Below are 24244 nucleotides of genomic sequence, written 5' to 3'. Positions count from 1 at the left end.
CCTACCCCGCGATGGTCCGGCGCAGCTCGCGCTTGAGCACCTTGTGGCTCGGGCCCAGCGGGAGGGCCTCGACGAAACGGACCAGCCGCGGGTACTTGTGCCGGCCCAGCCGCTCCTTCGACCACTCGATCAGCTCGTCGGCGGTGAGGCCGGCGGCCGCGTCGGGCACCACCACGGCGCAGATCTCCTCGCCGTGCACCGGGTCCGCCACGCCGATGACCGCGACCTGGACCACGCCGGGGTGGCGGGCCAGGGCCTCCTCGACCTCGCGCGGGTACACGTTGAACCCGCCGCGGATCACGATGTCCTTCTTGCGGTCCACGATGGTGATGAACCCGTCGGCGTCCTTGGTGCCCAGATCGCCGGAGCGGAACCAGCCGTCCACAATGGCCTGCGCGGTGTCCTCGGGCCGGTTGAGGTACCCGGCGAAGACGTTGTGGCCGCGGATGACGATCTCGCCCAGCTCGCCGGCCGGGAGCAGCTCGATGCGCTCGTCGATCTCCGGGCGGGCGATCTCGACCTCGACGCCCCACACCGGGTGCCCGATGGTGCCGGCCCGCGTGCCGAAGTGCGGCTGGTTCGTGGTCGCGGTCGGCGACGTCTCCGACAGGCCGTACCCCTCGAAGATGGACGTCGAGAAGGCCGCGTTGAACTTCTCCAGCACCGCCAGCGGCAGCGCGGCCCCGCCGGAGACGCACAACCGCAGGCGGGGCAGCTCGGGCCGGCCCTCGGCGGCGGCGACCAGCGCGACGTACATGGTCGGCACCCCGTGGAACACGGTCACCTTCTCGCGGACCATGAGGTCCAGGGCGGCCTCGCCGGTGAACCGGGCGAGCATGACCAGGGTGGCGCCGAGGCGGAAGGTGCCGTTCATGCCGACGGTCTGGCCGAAGGTGTGGAACAGCGGCAGGCAGCCGAGCACGACGTCGTCGGGGCGCGCGTCGTTGGCGTCGAACACGTTCACCATCGTGTTCATCACCAGGTTGAGGTGGGTGAGCACGGCCCCCTTGGGCTCGCCGGTGGTGCCGCTGGTGTAGAGGACCACGGCGGGGTCCTCCGGCGCGCGGGACTCGTAGGACCGCAGCGGCTCGGCGCTGAGCAGGTCGGCGGGGGCGACGACCGGGATGCCGGCCGCCTCGGCCGCGACCGAACCCATCGCCGCCTGGCTCGGGTGGCAGACCAGCAGGCTGGCGCCGCTGTCCTTGAGCGTGTAGGCCGCCTCGTCGGCGGTCAGCAACAGGTGGACGGGGACGACGACGGCGCCCAGGGCGAGCGCCCCGAAGTACACCCGGGGGAAGTCGACGACGTTGGGGATCTGCAGCGCCACCCGGTCGCCGGGGCGCACGCCCCGCTCGCGGAGGGCGGATGCGCAGGTGAGGGCCTGGCGCCAGAGGTCGGCGTAGGTGACCCGCTGCTCGCCGTCGACGACGGCCACCTTGTGCGGGTACCGCCGCGCCGACTCGGCCAGGATCGCGGCGAGGGACAGGGTCGCGCTCATGGCCTCCAAACTAACGCTGGAAGTTTTTGCGCGCTACCTTCAATTTGCACGGCCACTGCACTAACCCCGGCCGCCGGGCGCTCACATCGCGGCGACGTCGCGGACGCCCGTCACGCGCTCGATGTGCATGCGGCACAGCAGGTTGCCCGGGCCGCTGTTGACCTCGCCGTACCGCTCGGCCTGGCCGGCCGGCACGTATCGGGCGGCGATCCGGGTCGCCCAGTCCTGCAGGTCGGGCGGGTCGCTGGAGACACCGACGTCACCCCGGATGGCCACGAAGTGGTACGGGAACGCCGGCACGTCGACGGTCAGCGCCGCCTTCGGGTTCGCCCGCAGGTGACGGCCCTTCACCGAGTCGCGCCCGGTGCTGAAGACGAGGTCGTGCCCGTCGACCACGAACCAGATCGGCGCGGCGTGCGGGTCGCCGTCGGGCGCGGCGGTGGCGAGCGTGCCGGTGCGGGTCCCGTCGGCAAGGAAGGCGAGCGCCTCGGTCTCGGTCATAGCGGTCATATGTGCAGTCTGGCTCGGGCCCGCCCGGACGGCGGAGGACCCGCGGGATGATGCCGGGCCGCTACGATGGAATCGATGGCCGACGACCCGTTCAGCGCACCGTCGCCGTGGGCCAGGCCGCCCTCGGTCCCGCCGTCCCCCTGGGCAGCGCTCCCTCCCGCACCAGAACCGGAACCCGAGCCGGAAGCTGAACCGGCCCCTGAACCGGAGCGCATTCCGCACCGGTCCCGGGTGCGGGCGATGGTGGCGGGCGGTCTCGTCACCCTCCTGGTCGCCGCCGTGATCGCCGGCCTCAAGCTGCGCGGCGGGGAGGACCGGCCCGCCGACGACGGGGGCGTCCAGCGGGCGGTGGCCGCCGTGGCCGCCGCGCCCGGCGTCCACGCGCGGCTCACCTTCGGCGACAAGAGCGGCCTCACCGTGACGGCCGAGCTCACCGTCGCCGCCGACGGGTCCGGCGCCGGCACCGTCACCGATCCCGGCGGCGGGGCGGCCGAGGTGCGCACCGACGGCCGGCGCACCGTGGTCCGGGCCGACGCCGCCTGGTGGACCCGCCGCGCGCCGGGCCAGGTCTCGGCCCTGGCCGGCCAGTGGGTCGCGCCGAAGGACGGCACGGTCCTGCCCATCGACGTGAGCCGGGCCCTGACGCCGAAGAACCTGGCGGAGTCGATCCGGTTCGCCGCGGCCGGCCACCCCACCGTGGCCGCCGGGGCGCCGTGGCACGGCCGGCCGGTCACCCTGGTCGACAACGGCGACTGGTCCGTCGCCGTCACCCGGGACGCCAACCCGTCCGTGGTCTGGTTCGGCGGCCACCTCACCGGCTTCGGACCGCTGCAGCGGGCGGCGTGGTCCGCGGGCGACGGGCGGCCCGCGTTCGTCCCGGCCCGCGCGCCGGCGGCCCAGCCGCCGCAGGTCACCGTCGCCCTCACCACCCCGGACGAGGCCGAGCTCGACCGGGTGCGCCGCGCGGCCGCCGAGGCGCTGCCGCAGACCGTCTCCCAGACGGCCGCGAAGGTGCCTGTGCCGCGGTTCGCCGTGCAGGCCAATCCGGAGGACTGCGCCGCGGCCCGCTGCCAATGGTCCGTCACCGTCATCAACACCGGGACCGCCGCCGGCGACGCCACCGTCATCGCGAGCGCGGTGCCCGGCGAGCCGGCCCAGGCCGTGCACCTCGGCACGCTGCAGCCGAACGCGAAGGCGACCACGCCGGCGATGACCTTCGCCAACCCCGGGGCGCCCGGCGCGATCCGATACTCCGCGCAGGTGTACAGCCCGGTGCTCGACGGTCCGGACCCCGCCGCCCGCCGGCACCTGCAGACGCTCGGCATCGACCCGTCGCAGTCGCCGGCCATCAACCAGCTCGACCCGTCGGTGCAGGCCGTGCTGCTCGGCGCGGCCGATCTCATGACCCGCGGCCGGACCGTCGTCAGCCAGGCCGAGCAGCGGTCGGTGCTCCAGGCCCTCGAGGCCGCGGTCGCCGAGGAGATGCTGCCGGAGCTGCGCACGATCGTCGCGTCGGGGCGGCTCGACAACCCCGGGGACCTCGCCGGGCAGCTGACCCGGGCCGCCGCCGCGCCCGCCGGCGATCCCGTGCAGGGACGACTCGACCGGCTCAGCGTGCGGCGGCAGACCGAGTTCGCGGCCCGCCTGCTCGCCACGGACCCTGGCGCGCGCGTGCGCCTGCCCGGGCCCGACGGCGGCGATGCGGTCACGGACGTTTCCGGGCACAGGACGTACCGGATCAGCTCCATCACCGGCGAACGCGCCCTCCCCGACCTCGCCCGGCCCGCGGCCCCGGCCGGAACGCAGAAGGTCGCCGTCCTCGTGGTCGAGCCGATGGCCATCGACCACGACCTGGAGCGGGCCGACCTCGTCGCGTACCTCGCCGAGCCCGCCCGCCGCCGGCAACTCGCCGACAGCCTGTGCCGCGGCGGCTCCCCCGCCGCCGACGAGCTGGTCATCGCCAATGGCGCCGGCGAGTACCGCTGGGCCAGGGAACGGTTCCGCGAGCTCGCCGACGCCTGCCCCTGACGGCGCTCAGCCGGCGATGGGCATCCCAATGATCGGTGAATTTCGATACATTGCCGGTTGGCCCATACTGCAGGAGGTGGCGATGTTCGCCGTCAAGATCCTGGTTGCCGTCGTGGCCGCGGGCGCGGTGGTGCTCAGCGGCGCAGCGGCCGAGGCGTCGCCCGGCGTCGCCGCATTCACGGGGGTCGCCGGCACCGCGTGGTGGCGCGATGAGGCCACCGGCCGCCCGGCGGTCGGCCTCGACGACACGGTCCAGGGCACGGTCGCGGCCGCGCTCACCCGGGCGGTGACCCGCGCCGGCGGGACCGTGCGCCGCGACCCGGGCGTGCTGCATCAGCACATCGCGGGCGCCGACCCGTTCTTCGGCGCGGCCGGCGGGCGCTGCCTGGTCGGCTTCAACGCCCGCGCCCTGCCCGACTACTACTTCCTCACCTCGGCGCACTGCGTCGGCGCGGTCGGTTCGACGGTGTACGCCGACGCCGCGCACGCCGTCGTGCTGGGCACCGTGGCGACGAAGAACGCCGGCTTCGACTACGCGCTGGTCCGCTACACCAACGCCACGATCGCCAGGCCGAGCGCCGTCGACCTGCACAACGGCACGCTCGCGCCGATCACCAGCTTCGGCACCGGACACGTCGGGCAGACCGTGACCCAGAGCGGCCAGACGGGCCTGCGCACCGGGGTCATCACCGCACTCAACGTGACCGTCAACTACGCCGACGGCACGGTGACCGGGCTGATCCGGGCGTCGGTCTGCAGCCAGCCGGGCGACAGCGGCGGACCACTGTTCGCCGCGACGGCCGGCATCGGCATGACGTCCGGCGGGAGCGGCTGCGCGGGCTACTTCTCCCCGGCCGCGCGGGCGGCCTCGGCGTACGGCGTGGCCCCGTACTGACGTGGTCTCCGCGCGGCGGGGCGCGGCACCCTGGAAGTGACTGCCCGCAAGGGAAACCAGGAGGTGCTGCGATGGGTACCGCTCTGCCAGTGGTCGTCGGGACGGACGGCTCGCCCGAGAGTCTCGACGCCGTTGTCTGGGCGGCGGTCGAGGCCGAGGTCCGCCGCCGCCCGCTGCGGATCGTGCACGCGTTCGTGTGGCCGACCGTGTACGCGCCGTTCGCCGCGCCGGTGCCGGCGCCCTACGAGTCGGGCATCCAGGAGGCCGCCGCCCAGATCCTGGACGAGGCGGCCGAGCGGGCCCGGTTCGCCGCGCCCCGGGCCGACGTGGAGACCGAGATCCGGATGCAGCAGCCGGGGGCCCGCGCTCCTCGAGGCGGCCGCGAACGCCTCCATGGTCGTGGTCGGCCACCGCGGCCGCGGCGGGTTCACCGGCATGCTGCTCGGCTCCGTCGGGGTGGCCCTGGCCGCGCACGCCACCTGCCCGACGGTCGTCGTCCGGCGCGGCAGTGAGGGCGGGACGGCCGCCGGCCGGGTCGTGGTCGGCGTGGACGGCTCGCACGAGGGTGAGCTGGCGCTGGAGTTCGCCTTCGACCACGCCTCGGCCTACGGCGCCGGGCTGACCGCCCTGCACGTCTACGACCGGCCGGCCGAGAACCACAGCCTGGCCGAGGTCGTGGGCCGCTGGACCGAGAAGTACCCCGACGTCAACGCCCGCTACCACGGCGTGCTCGGCCGCGCGGCCGAGGCGCTGGTCGACCATTCGCAGGGCGCGCTGCTGCTGGCGGTCGGCTCGCGTGGCCGGGGCGGCTTCACCGGCATGCTGCTGGGCTCGGTGAGCCAGGCCGCCATCCGCCACGCGACCTGCCCGGTGGCGGTCGTCAAGTAGCGCAGTGCAGCACGGCCGCCCCGCGAAACGGTCCGCGGTGGCGGTCGTCAAGAAGCGCAGTGCAGCACGGCCGCCCCCGCGAAACGGTCCGCGGTGGCGGTCGTCAAGAAGCCGGTGGCGGTCGTCAAGAAGCGCAGTGCAGCACGGCCGCCCCCGCGAAACGCTCCGCGGCCAGGTCGGCCAGGGCGCGGTCGGCCTCGCCCAGCGCGTAGCCGGTCGTGGTCACCCGCAGCCGGTGCCGGGCCGCGATGTCGAGGAACTCGCGGCCGTCGGCGCGGGTGTTGGCGGTGACGCTGACCAGCTTCCGCTCCTGGAACAGGTGGTCGGCGTAGTTGAGCGGCGGGATGTCGGTGAGGTGGATCCCCGCGATCGCCAGGGTCCCGCCCCGGTCCAGCGCGGCCAGCGCCGGCGGGACCAGCGAGCCGACCGGCGCGAAGAGGATCGCCGAGTCCAGCGGCTCGGGCGGCGCGGTGTCGGAGGCGGACGCGGCGCCGAGCGACAGGGCCAGTTCCCGGGCCGCGGCCGATCGGGTGACCACGTGGACGGTCGCCCCTTCGGCGATGGCCACCTGGGCGGCGAGGTGGGCCGACCCGCCGAACCCGTAGATGCCGAGGCGGCCACCCGGCGGCAGGGCGGCCCGGCGCAGCGCCCGGAACCCGATGATCCCGGCGCACAGCAGCGGCGCGACCTCCTCGTCGCCGTAGGCGGCCGGCAGCTGGTAGACGTAGGCGGCCGGGGCGACGCAGTACTCGGCGTACCCGCCGTCGGCGTCCCAGCCGGTGTACTTCGAGTTCGGGCACAGGTTCTCCGCGCCGCGCCGGCAGTAGCGACACACGCCGTCGGTCCGCCGCAGCCAGGCCACGCCGACGCGGGTGCCCACCGGCGGGTCGGTCACGTCCGCGCCGAGTGCCTCGACGGTGCCGACCACCTCGTGGCCGGGGACCGTCCCGTGCCGGCGCGGCGGGAGGTCACCCTCGGCGAGGTGCAGGTCGGTACGGCAGACCGCGCAGGTGCGCACGCGGACCAGCACCTCGTCGGCGGACGGGCGGGGCACGGGCAGCGTCACCCGGCGCAGGGGATGCGTCGCGACGGACCCGGGCCGGTCGACCTGCCAGGCGGTCATCGTGTCCATGACGGCAATCTTCCCCCGGCGGTCGGGTTCAGGCCTCAGGTGTACCGGTACACCGCGAACACGTGGTCGGGGCAGACCAGCTGGCAGGCGGTGCAGCCGGTGCAGCCGTCGTCGAGCACCGGATAGCGGTACCCCTGCTCGTTCACGGCGGCCGACATGCTCAGCACGTCGGGCGGGCAGGCGGCGATGCACAGCTCGCAGCCTTTGCACCGCTCCACATCGATGACGAGCGTGCCGCGGGCGACCCGGCTCATGCTTCGCTCCCTTCCACGATCCGCGCGATGTCCGTCCACTCCGGATCGTCCACTGTGTCCGGCGCCGGAAACACGCCGCGGCGGCGCAACGCGCGGATCGCGTTGTCCGCCGTGAGGCGCAGGTGGGCCAGGGCCGCCGCGCCGGCCGCGCCGGGGTCGCCGGCGCGCAGCGCGACGTACTCGGCGTGCAGCGCGGCCCGCTCCTCGGCCAGGGCCTCGTCGATCGAGAACCGGGCGGCGGCCGGCACCAGGCCGCTGAAGGTGCGCAGCAGCGCCCGCAGATGGTTGCCCGCCCCGGCGACGTTGACCACCCGGCGGAACTCGCGGGCGAGGGCCTCGTACTCGTCCGGGCTCTCGCAGCCGGCGAGGGCCTCGTCGAGCTTGCCCAGCGCCTCCAGCACGGCCGGGTCGCCACGGCGGGCGACGCGCCGGTTGGTCAGGGCGCTCAACATGCCGTACAGCTCGAACGCCTCCCGGACGGTGGCGTCGTCGAACTCGGCGACGAACGCGCGCCGGTAGTGGGCCCGCTCGACCAGCCCGTCGCGTTCGAGCTGGATGAGCCCCTCGCGGACCGGCACGCGGCTCACCCCGAGCTCCTCGGCGATCGCGTCGAGGTCGAGGCGCTGGCCGCTGCGCAGGTCGCCGTCGAAGAGGCGGCGCAGCACGTAGGCGGCGACCGCCTCGCTGGTGTTGGCCCGCTCGAGCTTCACGTCGTCACCAGTTCGCCGAGGTGATAGGTCTGCTCCATGGTGTCCTGCTGGTATCCGGGCCCCTCGGCGGTGGGCACGAACCAGCCGGTCGGGCACATGGTGAGGATCTCCACCAGCGAGAACCCGCCGCCGGCCAGCTGCGTCTGGAACGCCTTGCGCAGCATGCGTTTGGTCTGCAGCACCGAGCCGGCGGTGGAGACCGCTCCCCGCGCCACGTACCCGACGCCGCGCAGCCCGGCGACGAGGTCGGCGACCGGGATCGGGTACCCGTGCCGCTCGGGGTCGCGGCCCTCGATGCTCGTCTTGGTCCGCTGGCCGAGCACGGTGGTCGCGGTCTGCTGCCCGCCGGTGTCGCCGAAGACGCCGTTGTTGAGCATGACGCAGGTGATGTTCTCGCCGCGGGCGGCCGCGTGCAGCACCTCCTGCAGGCCCTCGTTGGCCATGTCGCCGTCGCCCTGCAGGGTGAACACCGCGACGCCGGGCCGCACCCGCTTGATCCCGGTGGCGCAGGCCGGCGCGCGGCCGTGCAGGCACTGCAGGACGTCGACGTCCATGATGCGCACGAAGCTGCCGTAGCAGCCGTGCCCGACGACGCCGATGGTCTTCTGCACGATGTCGAGCTCCTGGAGTACCTCCAGGAGAATGCGCAACGCGACGGGCTCCCCGCAGCCGGGGCACAGCGAGTGCTCGCCGAGGATGAGGCTCGGCCGGAAGTCGGCGACCTGCTTGGCGTCGCGCTCGGGTGGCCGGGTGGTGTCGATGGTCATAGCGACTCCAGGATGCGGCGGCGGATTTCGGGGGCGTCCAGCAGCGGGCCGTACGACAGGCCGGACTCGGCGATGCTGACCCCGCCGACGAACCGCACGGCCCGCCGGTCGTGTGCGTGGATGCGCACGTCGTCGACCATCTGCCCGGCATTGAGCTCGAACACCAGCACGTTCTTCGCCGTCCGGGTCGCCGCCTCCAGGGCCTCACCCGGGAACGGCCAGAGCGTCACCGGCCGGAACCAGCCGATGGAGTGCCCCTCGGCGCGCAGCTCGGCCACGACGTGCTCGACGAACTTCGCGGCCGACCCGAACGACACCACCACGGTCTCGGCGCCGTCCACGTCGGACTGCTCGTGCCGGGCCTCCAGCCGCTCGATCCGCGCGAACTTCTCGGCGATCGCCCGCCAGTGCCCGTCCGGACCGGGGCCGGGGTCGGTCGCCTTGCCCATCGCCCACGTCCAGACCTGCCTGCTGCGCCCGGTCCCGCCGCCGGTGCCGTCCAGCGCCCAGTCCTTCGCCGGCAGCGGGCCGAAGTCCAGCGGCTCGACGGACACCCCGACCCGGGTCTGGGCCAGCAGCGGGTCCCCGTAGAGGACCACCGGCGCGCGGTGCTTGTCGGCCAGGTGGAACAGCAGCTGAGTGTGCTCGACCGCCTCGGGGATGTCCTTGGGCGCGAGCGTGATGGTCCGGTAGTCGCCCCAGCCGCCGCCCCGGGTGGCCTGGAAGTAGTCCTGCTGGTTGCGGGCCAGGTTGAACACGACGAACGGCGTCTCGTTGAGCGCGGCCTCGGCGATCGCCTCCTGCATGAGCGCGATCCCCTGCCCGCACGAGCCGGTGGCGGCCCGCGACCCGGCCGCCGCCGCGCCCAGGGCCATGTTGACCCCTTCGATCTCGCTCTCCGCGTTGATGCAGATGCCGCCGGCCTCGGGCAGCCGCCGCGACATCTGCTCCAGCAGCCCGGTGAACGGCGACATGGGGTACCCGGCGAAGAACCGGCACCCGGCGGCGATCGCCGCCTCCGCCATCGCCGCGGTCCCTTCGAGCAATTCCAGCGTCATATGGCCACCTCCAGGGCTCGCTTGTTGGCCGCGGCGTGCTGGCGGCGGTACGGCGGGAGCAGCTCCTCCATCGCCTCGGCCAGCGACTCCGGCGCGACCATGCCGGTGAGCGCGTTGTACTTCCCGAGCAGCACGAACCCCAGCGCGTTCGGCGCCTCGGCCTGCTTGGCCAGCGCCGCCGCGTCCACGGCGACCACGCGCAGATCCTTGCGGAATCCTTCGGGGTCGACGAGCGGCGTGTTGGCCACGACCAGCGCCCCGGGCCGCAGCCGGTCCTCGACGCCCTCGGCGTGTTTGCGGTGGGCGAAGATGGCCGACCCGGCCGACGGGAGGATGGGCAGTGCCTTCAGCGGCTCGTCGCCGATGACGACGCCGGCCTTGGAGGGGCCGCCGCGCATCTCGCCCCCGTAGTCGGCCGCCAGCATGGCGTAGCGGCCCTCCCGGGTGGCGGCGAGCGCCAGCGTCTTGGCGAGCAGCTGGATCCCTTGCCCACCGATGCCGGTGACGAGCAATTCGCGCTCCACCCTCGACCTCCCTTGACGTGGTTTGAATATTGAATACAAAATCTGATTCGAGCGTCAAGGGAGGTCGCGAATTGAGGGCACTGGTCTTGCGTGGCTTCGGCGACGCGGCCGTCGAGGAGGTCCCCGACCCGGTTGCCGGGCCGGGCGAGGCCGTCGTCGACGTTGCCTGCGTACAGCCGAGCGTCACCGAGTGCATGCTGCTGGCCGGCGAGCCGATCGCCATGCACACCGTTCTCGCCGCCCGCCTGGCCGAAGGCCCGGTCCGGTTCGGCGGCCACGAGTTCGCCGGCGTGGTCCGGGCGCTCGGCCCGGGCGCGCCCGACGGGATCCGGGTCGGCGACCGGGTCACCGCGGTCGAGACGGCGCCGTGCGGCCGCTGCGCCGCCTGCCGGGCGAGCCACCCGCACGCGTGCCCGTCGCCCGCCGTGCTCGGCTTCACCGGCCCGGGCGCGTTCGCCGAGCAGGTGCTCGTCCCGGCCCGGACGCTGGTGCGCGTGCCCGACGGCGTCACCGCCGCTCAGGCCGCCGCCATCCAGCCGCTCGCCGGCGCCCTGCACGGCCACGCCGCCGCGGCGGTCCACCCCGGCGACAGCGTGCTGATCATCGGGGCCGGCGTCATGGGCGTCCTGCACACCCAGGTCGCCCGGCACGGCAACGCCGGCCTGGTCATGGTCAGCGGCCGCAGCGAGGCCAAGCGGGAGCTGGCCGGGCGCGCCGGCGCGGACCTCGTGATGGACGCCGTCGGCGACGTCGAGGCCGCCGTGCTGGCCGCGACCGGCGGCGTCGGCGCCGACGTCGTGTTCGAGGCGGCCGGGGCCGGCACGTTCGAGCTGGCCGCCCGCTGCGTGCGCCGCGGCGGCACGATCGTCATGGTCTCGGTGCTGCCCGACCACGCCGGCGCCCCGCTGGCCCGCCTCCGGGAGCGCGGGATCACGGTGGTGCACCCGCGATCCGGCGGCGGCGTCTTCGAGCACGCCCTGCGCCTGGTCGCCCGCGGCGACGTCGACGTGGACTGCCTCATCAGCCACCGGCTCGCCGGCGTCGAGGCGCTGCCGGAGGCCCTCGCGATCACCCGGGACAAGCAGCGCTACGGCGCGCTCGGCCCGGCCCAGGTCGACCTCTTCGACTGGGACCGCGCCGCATGAGCGGTCCGGAGCGAAGCGGAGGGGCCGCGAACAATTGGTGCAGGGTTGGCTCAGGCCGGCGCCGGAGCGAAGCGGAGGCGACGGCATGAGCGGTCCGGAGCGAAGCGGAGGGGCCGCGAACAATTGGTGCAGGGTTGGCTCAGGCCGGCGCCGGAGCGAAGCGGAGGCGACGGCATGAGCCTGCTCATCGGGGACATCGTCACGACCGCGGCGCTCACCGTGCCGCACACGCCCGCCGCCACCCTCGGCCCGGACCAGCTCACCTTCCGTGAGCTGGACGCGGCCGCCGACCGCACCGGCAACGCCCTCGTCGGCCTCGGCGTGCGCCCGGGCGACACGGTCCTGTGGTGCGTGACGCCGACCCTGCGCTCCGTCGAGGTCTTCGTCGCCTGCGCCCGCATCGGCGCCGTCTTCGCCCCCGTCAACCCGGCCCTGCCGCTCGCCGAGCGCGACCGCGTGGTGGCCTACGTGGAGCCTCGCGTCGTGCTGTCCGATGTGGACTTCACCGTCCCCGCCCTCCCGCCGTCCGTGCTGGACGGCGGCGCGTCCGGGCTGCGCCGGGTGCCGGTCGACGACCGGGCGCCGCACATCCTGTACCTGACCAGCGGCAGCACCGGCGTCCCGAAGGGCGCCCTGGTGAGCCACCGGGCGAGCTGGCTGCGCGCCGCGCCGGGCGGGGGCACGTTCACCAGCGGGCTGCGGGGCGACGGTGGCGTGGTGTGCACCTTCCCGCTGTACCACTACGGGGGTTGGCACTATGTCATGGAGGCGTGGCAGCACCGCACGGCCGTGCACCTGGTCCGCCGGGCCGACGCCGCGGACATGATCGACGTGGTGCAGCGGCGCCGCCCCGCGGCCCTGTACTGCATCCCGGCCGTCTGGGAGCGCCTGCTGGACCGCGAGCACCGCCACGCCGACCTGCGCTCGCTGCAGCACGCCGACACCGGCACGTCCAGCGTCGCCGCCGAGCTGGTCGAGCGCATCAAGGAGCGACTGCCCGGCACTACGACCACGATCCTGTACGGCTCGACCGAGGCCGGCCGCATGGCCGCCCTGCACGACTGGGAGCTCGATCGGAAGCCCGGCAGCGTCGGCCGCCCGGCCACCCCGAACGCGCTGTGGCTCGACGACGGCGAGGTGTGCACGACCGGCCCGGCGCTCATGAACGGCTACCTGGGCGCCGACCCGCTCACCGGCCCGTACCGCTCCGGGGACGTCGGCCGCATCGACGACGAAGGCTACCTGTACCTGACCGGCCGAACCCGCGAGGTCATCCGCACCGGCGGCGAGTCGGTCGGCCCAGCGGAGGTCGAGCACGCCCTGCGCGACCTGCCGGGCATCCTGGACGTGGCCGTGGTCGGCCTGCCCGACCCGAAGTGGGGCGAGACGGTCTGCGCCGTGTTCGTGCTCCCGCCCGGCACCGACGCCCCGACCCCGGCCGCGATCCGCGAGCACGTCGACGGCCGCCTGGCCTCGTTCAAGCTGCCGCGGCGCGTGGCCGTGGTCCCGGCGATCCCGCGCACCCCGGCCACGGGCCAGATCCAGCGCACCCGCCTGCGTGAGCTACTGGGCTGAGGCCTCGTCGTAGGCGGCCTGCGCCCGCTCGACCGCCTCGATGTGCGTCTCGGCCCACGCCTTGATGGCGGCCATGAGCGGCAGCAGGCTCTCGCCGAGCGCGGTGAGCCGGTAGTCGACGCGCACCGGCACCGCGGCCGTGACGGTGCGCGTCAGCAGCCCGTCGCGCTCCATGGTGCGCAACGTCTGGGTGAGCATCTTCTGGCTGACGCCCGCGATGCGGCGGCTGAGGTCGCTGTACCGCTGCGGCCCGCCGGTCAGCGCCGTGAGCACGAGGCTCACCCACTTGTCGCTGATCCGGTCGAGCAGCTTGCGGGCGGGGCAGGTGGCCATGAACGCGTCGTACTCGCGCCGCTGCTGCTCCCGCCGCTGCGCCACCGTCCGCGTCGCCATCGCCCTCACCCCCGGGTGCGGTACGCACCCCGGAGTGCGTACTTCCCGATGGAGAGTAACGCTCCATACGGTTGCGCCATGAGAGCTGTGACGATCCGCGAGTTCGGCGGGCCCGACGTCCTGGAGATCGGCGAGGTTCCCGTACCGCTGCCGGGCCCTTTGCAGGTGCGCATCCGCGTCGCCGCGGCGACCGTCAACCCGGTCGACGTCCAGACCCGCTCGGGCGCGCTGGCCCGGGCCGGCATCATGCCGCCGCGGGAGGTCGTGGGCCTGGGCTGGGACGTCTCCGGCACCGTCGACGCGGTCGGCCCGGCCGTCGAGGACTTCACCCCCGGCGACCGGGTGATCGGCCTGTCCGACCGCCCCGGACTGGCGTTGAAGGCCCAGGCGGATCAGGTGGTACTGGATGCCGCCGCCACCGCCCGCCTGCCCGACGGTGCCGACCTGGTCGCCGCCGCCACCCTGCCGCTGAACGCCCTGACCGCCGCCCAGGCCCTGGACCTGCTGCCCCGGCCGCCGGAGACCCTTCTGGTGACGGGCGCGGCCGGCGCGGTGGGCGGCTACGCGGTCGAACTGGCGGCCCGCGCGGGCGCCCGGGTGATCGCCGTGGCCCGCCCGGGCGACGGGCCGCTCGTGCGGTCGCTGGGCGCCGCCGAGGTCGTGCCGCCCTCCGCTGACCTGGCCGCCGACGTACGCGCCCTGGCCCCGGGCGGCGTCGACGCCGCCGTCGACGCGGCCGGCCTGGGCATCGGCGCCCTGGACGCGGTCCGCGGCGCCGGCGCCTTCGTGTCCGTGCTCGGCGGCGCGGCACCGCCCCCGCTGCGCGGCATCCGCGTGGCCAACGTCTGGATCCGCGCCGACGGCCCGCGCCTGGCGACGCTGGCCGCGGCGGACCTGACCCTGCGCGTGGCCGCCACGCTTCCCCTGACCCACGTGGCCGAGGCCCACCGTCGCCTGGAGACCGGCGGCCTGCGTGGCCGGCTGGTCCTCGTGCCGTAGCGGGCCACTACCGGTGCCGGGCGACCTCGGCGCGGACCGGGCTCATGCTCCAGGGGTCCGGGAGGCATGTGCCCGGCCGGGGCCTACAGCGGCCGTCCGTGCCAGCGGGCAAGTGCGGCCAGGGCGGCCCGCCTGCCGACGGCGGCTCCCAGCTCGTCCGTGTTGCGGAAGTGGACGCCCTCCCAGACGCGCGCGTCGATGTTGTCCCGCGTCAGCTCCGACCACTGGCGGTACGTCAGCGTCACGTCGGTGGCCACCGCGCTCGTCAGGGAGAACGCTGCCCTCGGCGGGCCGGCGAGGGTCTCCAGTACCGCCTGGGCGGCGCCGGCGTACGTGGTGTGGCCCGAGGGGTACTCCGGGTGGGCCGGCGTGGCGATCAGCGGGGTCCACGACGGGTCCGGGGCGATGGCGCCGGTGCGGATGGCGGTGACCGGGCGCCAGAACAGGTACCGGTACTTTGCCTTGTAGGTCGTGATCTGCGCGTCGATGGTCGCCGCGTGGAACAGGGCGACGAGGGCGATGCGCTGGGCGAGCGGGCGCCGGTCCGCGGCGTGCGAGCCGTGCGGCGCCACGGTCGTGCGCAGCGCGCCGGTGAAGCCGTTGAGCGAGGTTTGCGACCAGAACCGCGCCACCGCCGTCTGCTGGGGCGTGCGCACGCTGCTGTCCACGGCCCCGACCGCCCGCGACTCGGCGAGGTCGCGGAGGTAGACGGCGCTACCGAGGGCCGGCGGCGGGCCCGGCTGCAGCGGCCCCACGCCGCGCACCAGGAACGGGCGCCCGTCGCCCTGGCCGGCCTGGACCGCCGCGGCGAAGGCGGGTGGCGTCGGCTGCCAGACGCCGGGCGCGGCGGGCGGAGGGGTGAACGGCCGGTTGACCGAGGCGGGATCGAGGCCGTCGCCGGCCCGCTCGGCGAGCACCGCGCGGGCGGCGTCGACGCCGGCGGCGACGGGCCGGTCCGGGCGCCGGACGCTCAGCCGGGTCAGGGTGGCCGCGAGTGCGGCGTCCAGCGCCGGGGCGGCGGCGGGGTTGGTGGCGCTGAGGGTCTCGTGGACCGCGGCGGCCAGTGCGAGCTCGGCGTCGGCGCCCGCACGGACGGACGAGACCGCGCGCCAGGCGGCGATCCAGGCGACCGCCCAGGTGCGGCTGTTGGTCACCTGCTGGGGGCCGGTGATGACCCCGATGGTGGTAGCGGTGAGGTCGTACCACTCGAGCAGCGTGTCGATCCGCGGCGCGGCGGCGCCGGCCGGTGACGGTATCAGCACGGTGGCGGCGCCCGCACCGGCGGCGGTCGCCAGCACGGCACGGCGAGACATGGGCTTCGATGAGAACACGTCGTGACCGTAGTAGCCTTTTCCGATCGACTCAATAGGAAAGGCTCAGGAAGCCCGGCCGGGGACCGGCCGGGCACACCCGCGAAAGGTCAGGCCGGCGTCTTGAAGCGTTGGCGGAGCTGGGCCTTGGCGACCTTGCCGCCTGAGCCGCGGGGCAGGTCGTCGACGATCTCGAGGCGCTCGGGCCAGTTCTCCCGCGACACGCCCCTGGCGTCCAGATGGGCGCGCAGCTCGTCGAGGGCCAGGGTGGCGGACTCGCGCAGGACCACGAAGGCGCAGACGCGCTCGCCGAACGTGGGGTCCGGCATCGCCACGGCGGCGACCATGGCCACCGCCGGGTGGGCGCCGACGTGGTCCTCGACGGCGGCGGCGCTGATGTTCTTGCCGCCGCGGATGATGAAGTCCGACTTGCGGTCCACCACGCGCAGGTAGCCGTCCGCGTCGATGGTGCAGATGTCGCCGGTCAGCATCCAGCCGTCGGGGGTGAACAGCCGCTCGTTGGCGGCCGGGTCGTCGTAGTACCCCAGGCAGGTCGCGGGGCCGGCGCAGGCGGCCTGCCCCGGGCCGCCCACGGCGGTCACGTCGGAGCCGTCCTCGGCGAACAGCCGCACCCGCATCTCGTCGATGACCCGGCCGGCCGTGCGCAGGCGCTGGTCGGTCGTGTCGCGGACCGAGGTGCGGGACAGGGCGCCGGTCTCGTTGGAGCCGAAGAACTGCAGGACCTTGGCGCCCGTGCGGCGCTCGAACTCGGCGGCCCGCTCGAACGGCACCGCCTCGCCGCCGGTGAACATGCAGCGCAGCGAGGAGAGGTCGACCTCCTCCAGGATCGGCGAGTTGAGCATCATGATGAACTGGGTGCTGACGCAGCAGACCACGGTGATCCGCTCGCGCTCGATCAGGCGCAGCGCCTCGTCGGCGCTGAAGCGGGGCATGACCACCGTCGGCGAGCCCAGCAGGGTCGGGGTGAAGTTCGCGGTCCACTGCGCGAAGCCGTACGGCGCCGGGATCAGCGTCAGGAACACGTCGTCGCCGCGCAGGTCGCCGCACTCGACCGCGAGCTCGTGGTAGTAGAACCAGCGGTTCTGGTTGTGCACCACGCACTTGGGCATGCCGGTGGTCCCCGACGTCGAGTTGAGCAGGTGCACCTCCTCGATCCCGAGCGCCCGGCCCGACAGGTCCACCGCGTCGGACAGGTCCGAGAACGGACCGTCAAGCGTGAGGAACGCCGCGATGTCGAGCCCGTCGACCAGCTCGACGATCGGCGTACCACGGTGCGAGGCAAAGCTCACCAGGGCGGTCGCGCCGCCCACCGTGAGCAGGTGCCGGATCTCCAGGCGCGCCGCGCGGGGCCCGATCGCGACCACGACCACGCCGGCCTTCATCGCCGCCAGGTACACCACGTGGACCTCGACCCCGTCGGGCAGCAGCACCCCGACCCGCGCACCGCGCTCGAGGCCCGCGGCGACCAGCCGGCGGGCGAAAGCGGTGGACCACGAGTCGAACTGCCGCCAGGTCATCCGGTCCTCGCCCGCGATGAACGCGAGCCCGTCCGGATCCTCCGAGGCGTGCCGCCGTACCACGTCGGGCAGGGTTTCCGAGCCCCACCGCCCGGCCTCGGCGAGCCGGTCGGCGACATAGCGCTCGTGCACATTCACCATGAACCTCCTACCAAACAAGCGCTTGGTTGTGCCATTCTGTTCCCGGCAGATCAACGGTGTCAAGGCGGGAGCGAGCGCGTGGACGACATCTGGCAGGCCCCGATCGGCGTACCTCTGGACCTCCCGGTCGCGACCGCCCTACCACCCGTCCCGCTGCCGCCGGACGCCCACGTGGACCAGCTGATCTGGCACGGCGACGGCATCGGGCCGGACGCGCGGGTCTACGTCGCGGCCCGCGACGCGCACACTGTCACCGTGCGTATCGCGGCCGGCGAGCGGGTCGTGGCCGACCTGCGGGTGCGCCGCGGCCCGGCCCGCGCGCCCCAGCCCCACGGCCTGCTCGGCCCCGGCGTCACCCGCAGACCCACGTACACGCGGCGCTTCACGGTGGGCGAGAAGCACACCACCGACCACGTGCCCGGCGCCGAGCCGGTGCTGAGCACCCCGACCCTGATCGCATTCATGGAGGACACCGCGGCCGACGTGCTGCGGCCGCACTTCGGCCCGGCCACCGCCTCGCTGGGCACCTGGATCGGCGTGCGGCACACCGGCCCGGCGCGGATCGGGCAGACGGTCATCGTGACGGCCGCGCTCGTGGAGACGCGCGGCCGCCGGTACCTCTTCGACGTCCGGGCCGCGGCGGACGGCCGCCCGGTCGGCGACGGCCAGGTCGCCCAGACGCTGATCAGCCTGGAATAGCGAACCGGCGCGCGGCATCGGCGCGCAGGGCGGCCTTGTCCACCTTGCCGCCGGTGCCCAGCGGCAGCGACGGCAGCGCGACGAGGTGCTCCGGCCAGTTCTGCTTGCTCACCCCGCCAGCGTCCAGGTGCACCCGCAGCTCGTCCAGGGTGAGCGGCTCGCGGGTCACGACGTAGGCGCAGACCCGCTCGCCCAGCACCGGGTCGGGCGCCGCGACCACGGCCACGGCGGCGACCGCCGGGTGGCTCGCGACAGCCTCCTCGACGACGAGGGCGCTGACGTTGTGCCCGCCGCGGATGATGAAGTCCGCGATCCGCCCGGTGATCGAGAGGTACCCCAGCTCGTCCACCGCCCCGCGGTCCCCCGTCCGCAGCCAGCCGTCCGGCCCGAACAGGGCGGCGTTGGCCGGCTCGTCGTCGAGGTACCCGGGCGTGCACCCCGGCCCGTTGACCGCGATCTGCCCGCCGTCGAGCAGCCGCAGCCGCACGGCGGGGATGGGCCGGCCGGCGGTCGTGAGGCGCCGCTCGGGCGGATCGTCCACCGTGGTCACCGAGATCGGCCCGGCCTCGTTGGAGCCGTAGAACTGCAGCACCACGCACCCGGTGCGCTCCTCGAACTCCCGCGCCCGGGCGTAGGGCACGCGCTCGCCGCCGGTGAACATGACCCGCAGCGAGGACAGGTCGGCGCGGGCGAAGCCGGGGTCGTTGAGCAGCATGATGAACTGGGCGGTCACCGCGCACAGCACGGTGACCCGGTGCTCCTCGATGAGCCGCAGCGTCTCGGCGGCGTCGAACTCGGCGGTGAGGACGGTCGGGTAGCCGTACATGGCCGGGACCACGTGGGCGCTCCACAGCCCGAACCCGTAGGGCGCCGGCAGCACGGAGGCGAAGACCTCGTCCGGGCCGAAGCGCCCGGCGGCGTGGGCGAGCGGCCCGAAGTACTTCCGGTTGTTCATGGTCTGCCGCACGACCTTCGGCAGCCCGGTCGTCCCGGATGTGGAGTTGAGGAAGAAGATGTCGTCGGCGCCGAGCCCCGGTCCCAGGGCGCCTTCTCCGGAGAGGGACATGTCCACCACCAGATGCCGCGGCGCACCGCACCGGGCGGCGATGTCCGCCCCGGGTCGACCGCGGTGCACCGCGCGCGTCGCCAGCGAGGCGCCGGTCTTGCGCAGGAGGTGGGTGATCTCGGCGTCCCCGGCCCGCGGCCCGATGCCGACGGTGACGATCCCGGCCTTCTGCGCGGCCAGGTAGGCCACGTGGGTCAGCGCCCCGCCCGTGAGCAGCACGGCCAGCCGGTCCCCCGCCTTCAGGCCGGAGTCCACATAGGACTGTGCCAGCCGGGAGGACAGGCGGTCGTACTCGCCCCAGGTGATGATCCCCTCGGGCGCGTAGAAGGCGACTCGTTCCGGGTCGTTGCGGGCGACCAAGTCGGCGATGGTCTCAGGCACCGGCTCCCCCGTCCAGCCTCAGGATCGCGCCGGTGGCGAACCGCGCCTCGGCCGCGCCGAGGTACGCGATCGCCGCCGCCACCTCCGCCGGGTCGGCGACGGGCGGGTCGAGCAACGCCCCACCGCGCTCGGCAAGCTTTGGATGCGGATTCGCTACCGGCACGAGCCCGTCCCGCAGCGGCGTGTCGACCGACCCGGGGCAGACGCAGGCGACCCGGACGCCGTGCGGCGCGTACTCGACCGCGAGGGACCGGGTGAGCGCGACGACGCCGCCCTTGGCCGCCGAGTACGCGGCGCTGTACCGCCACCCGCGCACCCCGGCGAGAGAGGCCACGTTGACGATCGCCCCGCCGGCGGCGACGAGGTGCGGCAGGGCGGCCCGGCAGACCAGGAACGGGCCGGTGAGGTTCACCCCGACGATCCGCTCCCACTCGGCGAGGGTCACGTCGGTGGTGTGCTGGTAGGAGGCGACCCCGGCGACGTTGGCGAGCAGGTCGAGGCGCCCGCCCCACTCGGCCGCGCGGGCGACGGCGGCGGCGACCTGTGCCTCGTCGCGCACGTCGCCCTCGAGCGCCAGCAGGTCCGGCCCCTCCTCGACCGGGCGCAGGTCGAGGGCGGCGACCCGGGCGCCCTCGTCCAGCAGGCGGCGGACCGTGGCCGCGCCGATGCCGGAGGCGGCCCCGGTGACCAGGGCGACGCGGCCGGCGTACCGGGACGTCACGAGCGGCCGCCGTCGCGCATCGTGCGGGCGTCGTGCCCGGCCAGGGAGTCCCGGCCGACCTCGGCGTTGTGGGCGTGTGCCACGTGGTGCAGGCCGAAGACTGAGTCCATGCCGGCCCGCAGGCCCATGAGGTCCTCGGCCTGGTTGACCGCCTTCTTGGTCAGCGCCAGCCCGAGCCGGGGCATGGCCGCGATCCGGTTCGCGATGTCCATCGTGGACGCCTCGAGGTCGGCCCGGGGCACGACCCGGTTCACCATGCCGAGCGCGAGCGCCCGCTCGGCCGGCACGCGCTCGCCGAGGAACAGGAACTCCTTGGCGTACCGGGGGCCCATGACCCACGGGTGGGCGAAGTACTCGACGCCGGGGATCCCCATCCGCACCACGGGGTCGGCGAAGAACGCGTCGTCGGCGGCGACGATGAGGTCGCAGCACCAGGCGAGCATCAGGCCGCCGGCGATGCAGGCGCCCTGGACCATGGCGATGGTCGGCTTCGGCAGCTCCCGCCAGCGGCGGCACATGCCCAGGTACACCTCGGACTCGCGGGCGAAGCGGCTCTCCGCACCTTCCTTGCCGACGTGGTCCCACCACAGCCCGGCCCGGCGCGGGAACGACTGGTCGATGTCGCGGCCGGGGGTGCCGATGTCGTGCCCGGCGGAGAAGTGGTCCCCGGCGCCGGCCAGCACGATCACCTTGACGTCGTCGTCGGCGGCGGCCCGGCCGAACGCGTCGTCGAGGGCGTACGTCATGGCCGAGTTCTGCGCGTTGCGGTACCTGGGCCGGTGCATGGTCACCACGGCGACCGGCCCCTCGGTGCGGTACAGCACGACCTCTGCTTCTTGTTCGCTCATCGGGCGGCCTCCGGTAGGTCGAGGGATGCGGCGAGCCGGTCGAGCCGGGCCCCGGTTTCGGCGAGCGCCTCGAGGGCCCAGGCCCGCTTGGCGTACCGGTGCAGCTCGTACTCGACCGTGTAGCCGATGGCGCCGTGGCACTGGATCGCGGCCCGGCTGGCGGCGTGGGCGGCCTCGGCGGCGAGCACCACGGCGGCGTCCACGGCCCGGTCCGCGTCGGTGTCGTGCTCGACGGCCCAGGCGGCCGCGAGGACCTCGGGGGCGGCGAACTCGATACCGAGCGCGGCGTCGGCGAGGTGGTGCTTGACCGCCTGGAAGCTGCCGACCGGCGCCCCGAACTGGTGGCGCTGCTTGACGTAGCCGACGGTGAGGTCGAGCATCCGCCGCCCCACCCCGACCAGCTCGGCCGCGACGGCCAGCCCGGCCCGCAGCCGCGCCGTGCGGACCAGGGCCGGGTCGGAGGTGACGACCTCGGCCTCGGTCGACCGGGCGGCGTCCAGGAACGGGTCCACGGTGGACGCCGGGTCGCCCGCGGCCGCGCCGAGCCGGGCGCTGGGCCCGTCGAGGTGGAGGACCCAGTCGGCGGCGCCGCCGAACGGGGTGAGCCCGTCCGGCCCGGCGAGGGCGATCCGGACCCGGCCGGCGGCGACGCCGGCGGCCCGCGGGTCCCCGGCGGCGGCCAGCAGCGGCCCGGCCACGAACGCGGTCGCCGACACCGGCAGCGCGACGGCCGAGTACCCCACGGCCTCCAGCACGCCGACGAGGTCGGTCTCGGCCAGGCCGGAGTCGAAGACGCCCATCGCGGCGAGGGCACCCCAGTCGGCGGCGGCGAGCGGCTCGCGGACGGCGTCGGCGAGGGCCAACTGCTCCTCGTTCGGTGCGAAACGCATGACAAGCCCCCGTTCAGGCCCTGGGCAGGCCGAGCACGCGCTCGGCGACGATATTGCGCTGGATCTCGTTGGTGCCGGCGTAGATCGGCCCGGCGAGGGAGAACTGGAAGCCGCGGGTCCACGGCGAGTCCAGCAGGGCCTCGGCGCCGAGCAGCTCCAGCGCGACCTCGTGCAGGTCGATGTCCAGCTGCGACCAGTAGAGCTTGTTGAGGCTGGCCCGGGCGCCCGGCGGGCGGCCCTCGACCAGCCCGGTCACCTGGTGGAGGGTGAAGTGCCGGTAGGCGCGGGCGCGCAGCCAGGCGCGGGTCACCCGCTCGCGGGTGGCCGGGCGCAGCCGGTCCCGGCGGGCGATCGCGAGGGCGACGAGCCGCTCGGCCGTGTGCAGGAAGCGGCCGGGCGAGCGCAGGGTGAGGCCGCGCTCCGAGCCGGTGGTCGCCATCGCGACCCGCCAGCCCTGGTCCACGCCGCCGAGCACGGCGTCGTCGGGCACGAACACGTCGTCGAAGAAGACCTCGGCGAAGCCCTCGTCGCCGTCGAGGCGGCCGAACCCGCGCACGGTCACGCCGGGGGCGTCGAGCGGGACCAGGAAGTAGGTGAGCCCGCGGTGGCGGGGCGCCTCCGGGTTCGTGCGGAACAGGCCGAAGAGGTGGGTGCAGAACGCGCCGCGGGTGGTCCAGGTCTTCTGGCCGCGCAGCCGCCACCCGCCGTCGGCCCGCTCGGCGCGGCTGGCGATGGCGGCGAGGTCGCTGCCGGCGCCGGGCTCCGACCAGCCCTGGCACCACAGGTCCTGGGCCGCGGCCATGCGCGGCAGCAGCACGTCGCGCTGTTGCGGCGTACCGAACTCGAACAGCGTCGGGGCGAGCAGAAAGATGCCGTTCTGGGTGACCCGCTGGGGCGCGCCGGCGGCGTAGTACTCCTCCTCGAACACCAGCCATTCCCACAGCGAGGCGTCGCGGCCGCCGTACGCCTCCGGCCAGGAGACCACGGCCCAGCGGGCGTCGAACAGGCGCCGCTCCCAGTCCAGGTGGGCGGCGAAGCCGTCGCGGGTGTCGCCGGACGGCAGCGGTTCGGCGGGCACGTTGGCCCGCAGCCATTCGCGGGCCTCGGCCCGGAAGGCGGCCTCGGCCGGGGTGTCGGTGAGGTCGACGCCGGTCATCGACCGAACTCGTCCCGGACGCGGTCGGCGACGCCGGTGAGGTTCAGCTCGTAGGTGTAGCCCTGCTCGTACCGGTAGCTGCGCTTCGGGTCCCAGGGGTCGATGCCGTTGAGCGACTCCTTGGCCGCCCGGATGACCGCCGGGTCCTTGGCCGCGATGCCGTGCGCCACCTCGAACGCGGCCGCGCGCAGCTCGGCCCGGGGCACGACCGTCAGGACCGAACCGAAGGCCTGCAGCTCGGCGGCGGTCGCGGTGGCCGAGGTGTACATCATGGCGCGCATCTTGTGCTGCGGCACGAGCCGGGCCAGGTGGGTGGCGGCGCCCAGCGCGCCCCGGTCCACCTCCGGCAGGCCGAAGGTGGCGTCGTCGGCGGCCACGATGATGTCGGCGTTGCCGCAGATGCCGATGCCGCCGCCGAGGCAGAAGCCCTGCACCGCGACGACCACCGGCACCGGGCAGTCGTAGACGGCGGCGAACGCGGCCGCGCAGCCCCGGCTGACGCCGACGAGCGCGCCGAAGTCCTTGGCCGCCTGCAGCTCCTTGATGTCCACCCCGGCGTTGAACCCGCGGCCCTCGGCGCGCAGCACGACGGCCCGCACGGCCGGGTCGGCCCCGGCGCTCTGCAGCGCCGCGGCGAGGTCGAACCAGCCCTTGACCGGCAGGGCGTTCACCGGCGGGTTGTTGACGACGATCTCGGCGACGCCGAGCTCGTCCACGCTTGCCTCGATCATTGGTCCCCATCGGTTGCGAAGGTCGCCCAGCCGTACACGGCGACGGTCCCGTCCTGTTTCGTGCAGGTCATCTCGACGTCGAACTCGCCGGCGCGCCGGGCGGTCACCGTGCCGTCGCAGGTGACGGTGTCCCCGGGAAAGACCCGGGCGGCGAACCGGACCCGGAAGGCGCGCACGCCGGCGGCGCCGAACCGGTCCGTGGCCCAGGTGGCCAGGAAGCCGGCCTGGAGCATGCCCAGCGACAGCGGTGCGTCCAGCCCGGACGCCCGGGCGAAGGTCTCGTCGTGGTGGATCGGGTTGAAGTCACCCGAGGCGCCCTGGTACCGGACCAGGTCGGTGCGGGTCAGCGGTCCGATAACAAGCGCGCTCATGCCGTCACCTCCGCTT

Annotated in this window: 25 protein-coding genes and 1 pseudogene; 8 read left to right on the top strand and 18 right to left on the bottom strand. The window is 74.5% G+C overall.

Annotation, left to right across the window (positions count from 1 at the left end; translation table 11 throughout):
* Nucleotide 1: 1 nt before the first annotated feature.
* Complete coding sequence (locus ABD352_RS54405) at nt 2-1498, bottom strand: long-chain-fatty-acid--CoA ligase (RefSeq protein WP_344620567.1); 1497 nt, start codon at nt 1496-1498, stop codon at nt 2-4.
* 81 nt (nt 1499-1579) lie between these two features.
* Complete coding sequence (locus ABD352_RS54400; protein ID WP_344620566.1) at nt 1580-2008, bottom strand: PPOX class F420-dependent oxidoreductase; 429 nt, start codon at nt 2006-2008, stop codon at nt 1580-1582.
* A 240-nt stretch (nt 2009-2248) separates the two neighbouring features.
* Here ABD352_RS54400 and ABD352_RS54395 point away from each other — a divergent pair, with 240 nt between their 5' ends.
* The 4 genes and pseudogenes from ABD352_RS54395 to ABD352_RS54380 all read left to right on the top strand — a co-directional run bounded on the left by ABD352_RS54395 (nt 2249) and on the right by ABD352_RS54380 (nt 5819).
* Entirely contained in the window at nt 2249-4036 is a 1788-nt protein-coding gene (locus ABD352_RS54395) for a hypothetical protein (RefSeq protein WP_344620565.1), read from the top strand.
* An 82-nt stretch (nt 4037-4118) separates the two neighbouring features.
* Nucleotides 4119-4931: a S1 family peptidase gene (locus ABD352_RS54390; protein WP_344620582.1), complete on the top strand. Its 813-nt coding sequence runs from the start codon at nt 4119-4121 to the stop codon at nt 4929-4931.
* A 71-nt stretch (nt 4932-5002) separates the two neighbouring features.
* Nucleotides 5003-5372: pseudogene (locus tag ABD352_RS54385) on the top strand (universal stress protein); the annotation flags it as partial.
* Nucleotides 5367-5819, top strand: a complete 453-nt coding sequence (locus ABD352_RS54380) for a universal stress protein (protein WP_425553994.1) — start codon at nt 5367-5369, stop codon at nt 5817-5819. The pseudogene ABD352_RS54385 and the gene ABD352_RS54380, both read left to right, overlap by 6 nt.
* Before the next feature lie 124 nt (nt 5820-5943).
* Here the strand turns inward: ABD352_RS54380 and ABD352_RS54375 are convergent, their stop codons facing one another.
* From ABD352_RS54375 to ABD352_RS54350, 6 genes are read right to left on the bottom strand one after another with little or no spacing between them, the layout of a single operon-like run.
* On the bottom strand, nt 5944-6951 hold the full coding sequence (locus ABD352_RS54375) for a zinc-binding alcohol dehydrogenase family protein (protein WP_344620562.1): 1008 nt from the start codon (nt 6949-6951) through the stop codon (nt 5944-5946).
* A gap of 35 nt (nt 6952-6986) precedes the next feature.
* A complete protein-coding gene (locus tag ABD352_RS54370) occupies nt 6987-7205 on the bottom strand; it encodes a 4Fe-4S dicluster domain-containing protein (RefSeq protein ID WP_344620561.1) in 219 nt (72 codons plus the stop codon).
* Nucleotides 7202-7915: a GntR family transcriptional regulator gene (locus ABD352_RS54365; RefSeq protein WP_344620560.1), complete on the bottom strand. Its 714-nt coding sequence runs from the start codon at nt 7913-7915 to the stop codon at nt 7202-7204. Before ABD352_RS54365 ends, ABD352_RS54370 begins: the two co-directional genes overlap by 4 nt.
* Nucleotides 7912-8682 (bottom strand): thiamine pyrophosphate-dependent enzyme, encoded by a 771-nt coding sequence (locus ABD352_RS54360; protein ID WP_344620559.1) that lies wholly within the window; start codon nt 8680-8682, stop codon nt 7912-7914. The genes ABD352_RS54365 and ABD352_RS54360 overlap by 4 nt, the downstream gene beginning before the upstream one ends.
* A complete protein-coding gene (locus tag ABD352_RS54355) occupies nt 8679-9740 on the bottom strand; it encodes a hypothetical protein (protein WP_344620558.1) in 1062 nt (353 codons plus the stop codon). The genes ABD352_RS54360 and ABD352_RS54355 overlap by 4 nt, the downstream gene beginning before the upstream one ends.
* A complete protein-coding gene (locus tag ABD352_RS54350; protein ID WP_344620557.1) occupies nt 9737-10264 on the bottom strand; it encodes a 2-oxoacid:ferredoxin oxidoreductase subunit gamma family protein in 528 nt (175 codons plus the stop codon). Before ABD352_RS54350 ends, ABD352_RS54355 begins: the two co-directional genes overlap by 4 nt.
* A gap of 71 nt (nt 10265-10335) precedes the next feature.
* Between ABD352_RS54350 and ABD352_RS54345 the strand changes: the two genes are divergently transcribed.
* Both ABD352_RS54345 and ABD352_RS54340 read left to right on the top strand, forming a co-directional pair.
* On the top strand, nt 10336-11409 hold the full coding sequence (locus tag ABD352_RS54345; protein ID WP_344620556.1) for a zinc-dependent alcohol dehydrogenase: 1074 nt from the start codon (nt 10336-10338) through the stop codon (nt 11407-11409).
* Nucleotides 11410-11583: 174 nt separating this feature from the next.
* A complete protein-coding gene (locus tag ABD352_RS54340) occupies nt 11584-12984 on the top strand; it encodes a class I adenylate-forming enzyme family protein (RefSeq protein ID WP_344620555.1) in 1401 nt (466 codons plus the stop codon).
* Here the strand turns inward: ABD352_RS54340 and ABD352_RS54335 are convergent.
* On the bottom strand, nt 12973-13377 hold the full coding sequence (locus ABD352_RS54335; protein WP_344620554.1) for a winged helix-turn-helix transcriptional regulator: 405 nt from the start codon (nt 13375-13377) through the stop codon (nt 12973-12975). The two genes, ABD352_RS54340 and ABD352_RS54335, sit on opposite strands and share 12 nt — an antisense overlap.
* 78 nt (nt 13378-13455) lie before the next feature.
* On the opposite strand from ABD352_RS54335, the gene ABD352_RS54330 reads away from it, so the two are divergent.
* On the top strand, nt 13456-14376 hold the full coding sequence (locus tag ABD352_RS54330) for an NADP-dependent oxidoreductase (protein ID WP_344620553.1): 921 nt from the start codon (nt 13456-13458) through the stop codon (nt 14374-14376).
* An 83-nt stretch (nt 14377-14459) separates the two neighbouring features.
* On the opposite strand, the gene ABD352_RS54325 is transcribed toward ABD352_RS54330, so the two are convergent.
* Together ABD352_RS54325 and ABD352_RS54320 are read right to left on the bottom strand one after the other, a co-directional pair.
* Nucleotides 14460-15689 (bottom strand): vanadium-dependent haloperoxidase, encoded by a 1230-nt coding sequence (locus tag ABD352_RS54325; protein ID WP_344620552.1) that lies wholly within the window; start codon nt 15687-15689, stop codon nt 14460-14462.
* Nucleotides 15690-15796: 107 nt separating this feature from the next.
* A complete protein-coding gene (locus ABD352_RS54320) occupies nt 15797-17365 on the bottom strand; it encodes a class I adenylate-forming enzyme family protein (protein WP_344620551.1) in 1569 nt (522 codons plus the stop codon).
* Between the two features lie 78 nt (nt 17366-17443).
* Between ABD352_RS54320 and ABD352_RS54315 the strand changes: the two genes are divergently transcribed.
* Nucleotides 17444-18064 (top strand): thioesterase family protein, encoded by a 621-nt coding sequence (locus ABD352_RS54315; protein ID WP_344620550.1) that lies wholly within the window; start codon nt 17444-17446, stop codon nt 18062-18064.
* Here ABD352_RS54315 and ABD352_RS54310 read toward each other — a convergent pair.
* The 7 genes from ABD352_RS54310 to ABD352_RS54280 are packed head-to-tail and all read right to left on the bottom strand — an operon-like array spanning nt 18051 to nt 24228.
* Nucleotides 18051-19511 carry a class I adenylate-forming enzyme family protein gene (locus tag ABD352_RS54310; protein WP_344620549.1) on the bottom strand — a complete coding sequence of 487 codons (1461 nt, stop codon included), beginning with the start codon at nt 19509-19511 and terminating at the stop codon, nt 18051-18053. The genes ABD352_RS54315 and ABD352_RS54310 overlap by 14 nt on opposite strands.
* A complete protein-coding gene (locus tag ABD352_RS54305; RefSeq protein WP_344620548.1) occupies nt 19504-20232 on the bottom strand; it encodes an SDR family NAD(P)-dependent oxidoreductase in 729 nt (242 codons plus the stop codon). The genes ABD352_RS54310 and ABD352_RS54305 overlap by 8 nt, the downstream gene beginning before the upstream one ends.
* The gene (locus ABD352_RS54300; protein ID WP_344620547.1) at nt 20229-21080 is read right to left on the bottom strand and encodes an enoyl-CoA hydratase; all 852 of its coding nucleotides are present in this window, start codon (nt 21078-21080) and stop codon (nt 20229-20231) included. Before ABD352_RS54300 ends, ABD352_RS54305 begins: the two co-directional genes overlap by 4 nt.
* A complete protein-coding gene (locus ABD352_RS54295) occupies nt 21077-21970 on the bottom strand; it encodes an acyl-CoA dehydrogenase family protein (protein ID WP_344620546.1) in 894 nt (297 codons plus the stop codon). The genes ABD352_RS54300 and ABD352_RS54295 overlap by 4 nt, the downstream gene beginning before the upstream one ends.
* 13 nt (nt 21971-21983) lie before the next feature.
* The gene (locus ABD352_RS54290) at nt 21984-23126 is read right to left on the bottom strand and encodes an acyl-CoA dehydrogenase family protein (RefSeq protein ID WP_344620545.1); all 1143 of its coding nucleotides are present in this window, start codon (nt 23124-23126) and stop codon (nt 21984-21986) included.
* Complete coding sequence (locus tag ABD352_RS54285; protein ID WP_344620544.1) at nt 23123-23857, bottom strand: enoyl-CoA hydratase family protein; 735 nt, start codon at nt 23855-23857, stop codon at nt 23123-23125. Before ABD352_RS54285 ends, ABD352_RS54290 begins: the two co-directional genes overlap by 4 nt.
* A complete protein-coding gene (locus ABD352_RS54280) occupies nt 23854-24228 on the bottom strand; it encodes a MaoC family dehydratase (RefSeq protein WP_344620543.1) in 375 nt (124 codons plus the stop codon). The genes ABD352_RS54285 and ABD352_RS54280 overlap by 4 nt, the downstream gene beginning before the upstream one ends.
* Between the last annotated feature and the right edge of the window lie 16 nt (nt 24229-24244).

This window comes from Dactylosporangium salmoneum (genome assembly GCF_039532525.1).
Classification (GTDB): domain Bacteria; phylum Actinomycetota; class Actinomycetes; order Mycobacteriales; family Micromonosporaceae; genus Dactylosporangium; species Dactylosporangium salmoneum.
This window is presented reverse-complemented; position numbering and strand designations above follow the sequence as displayed.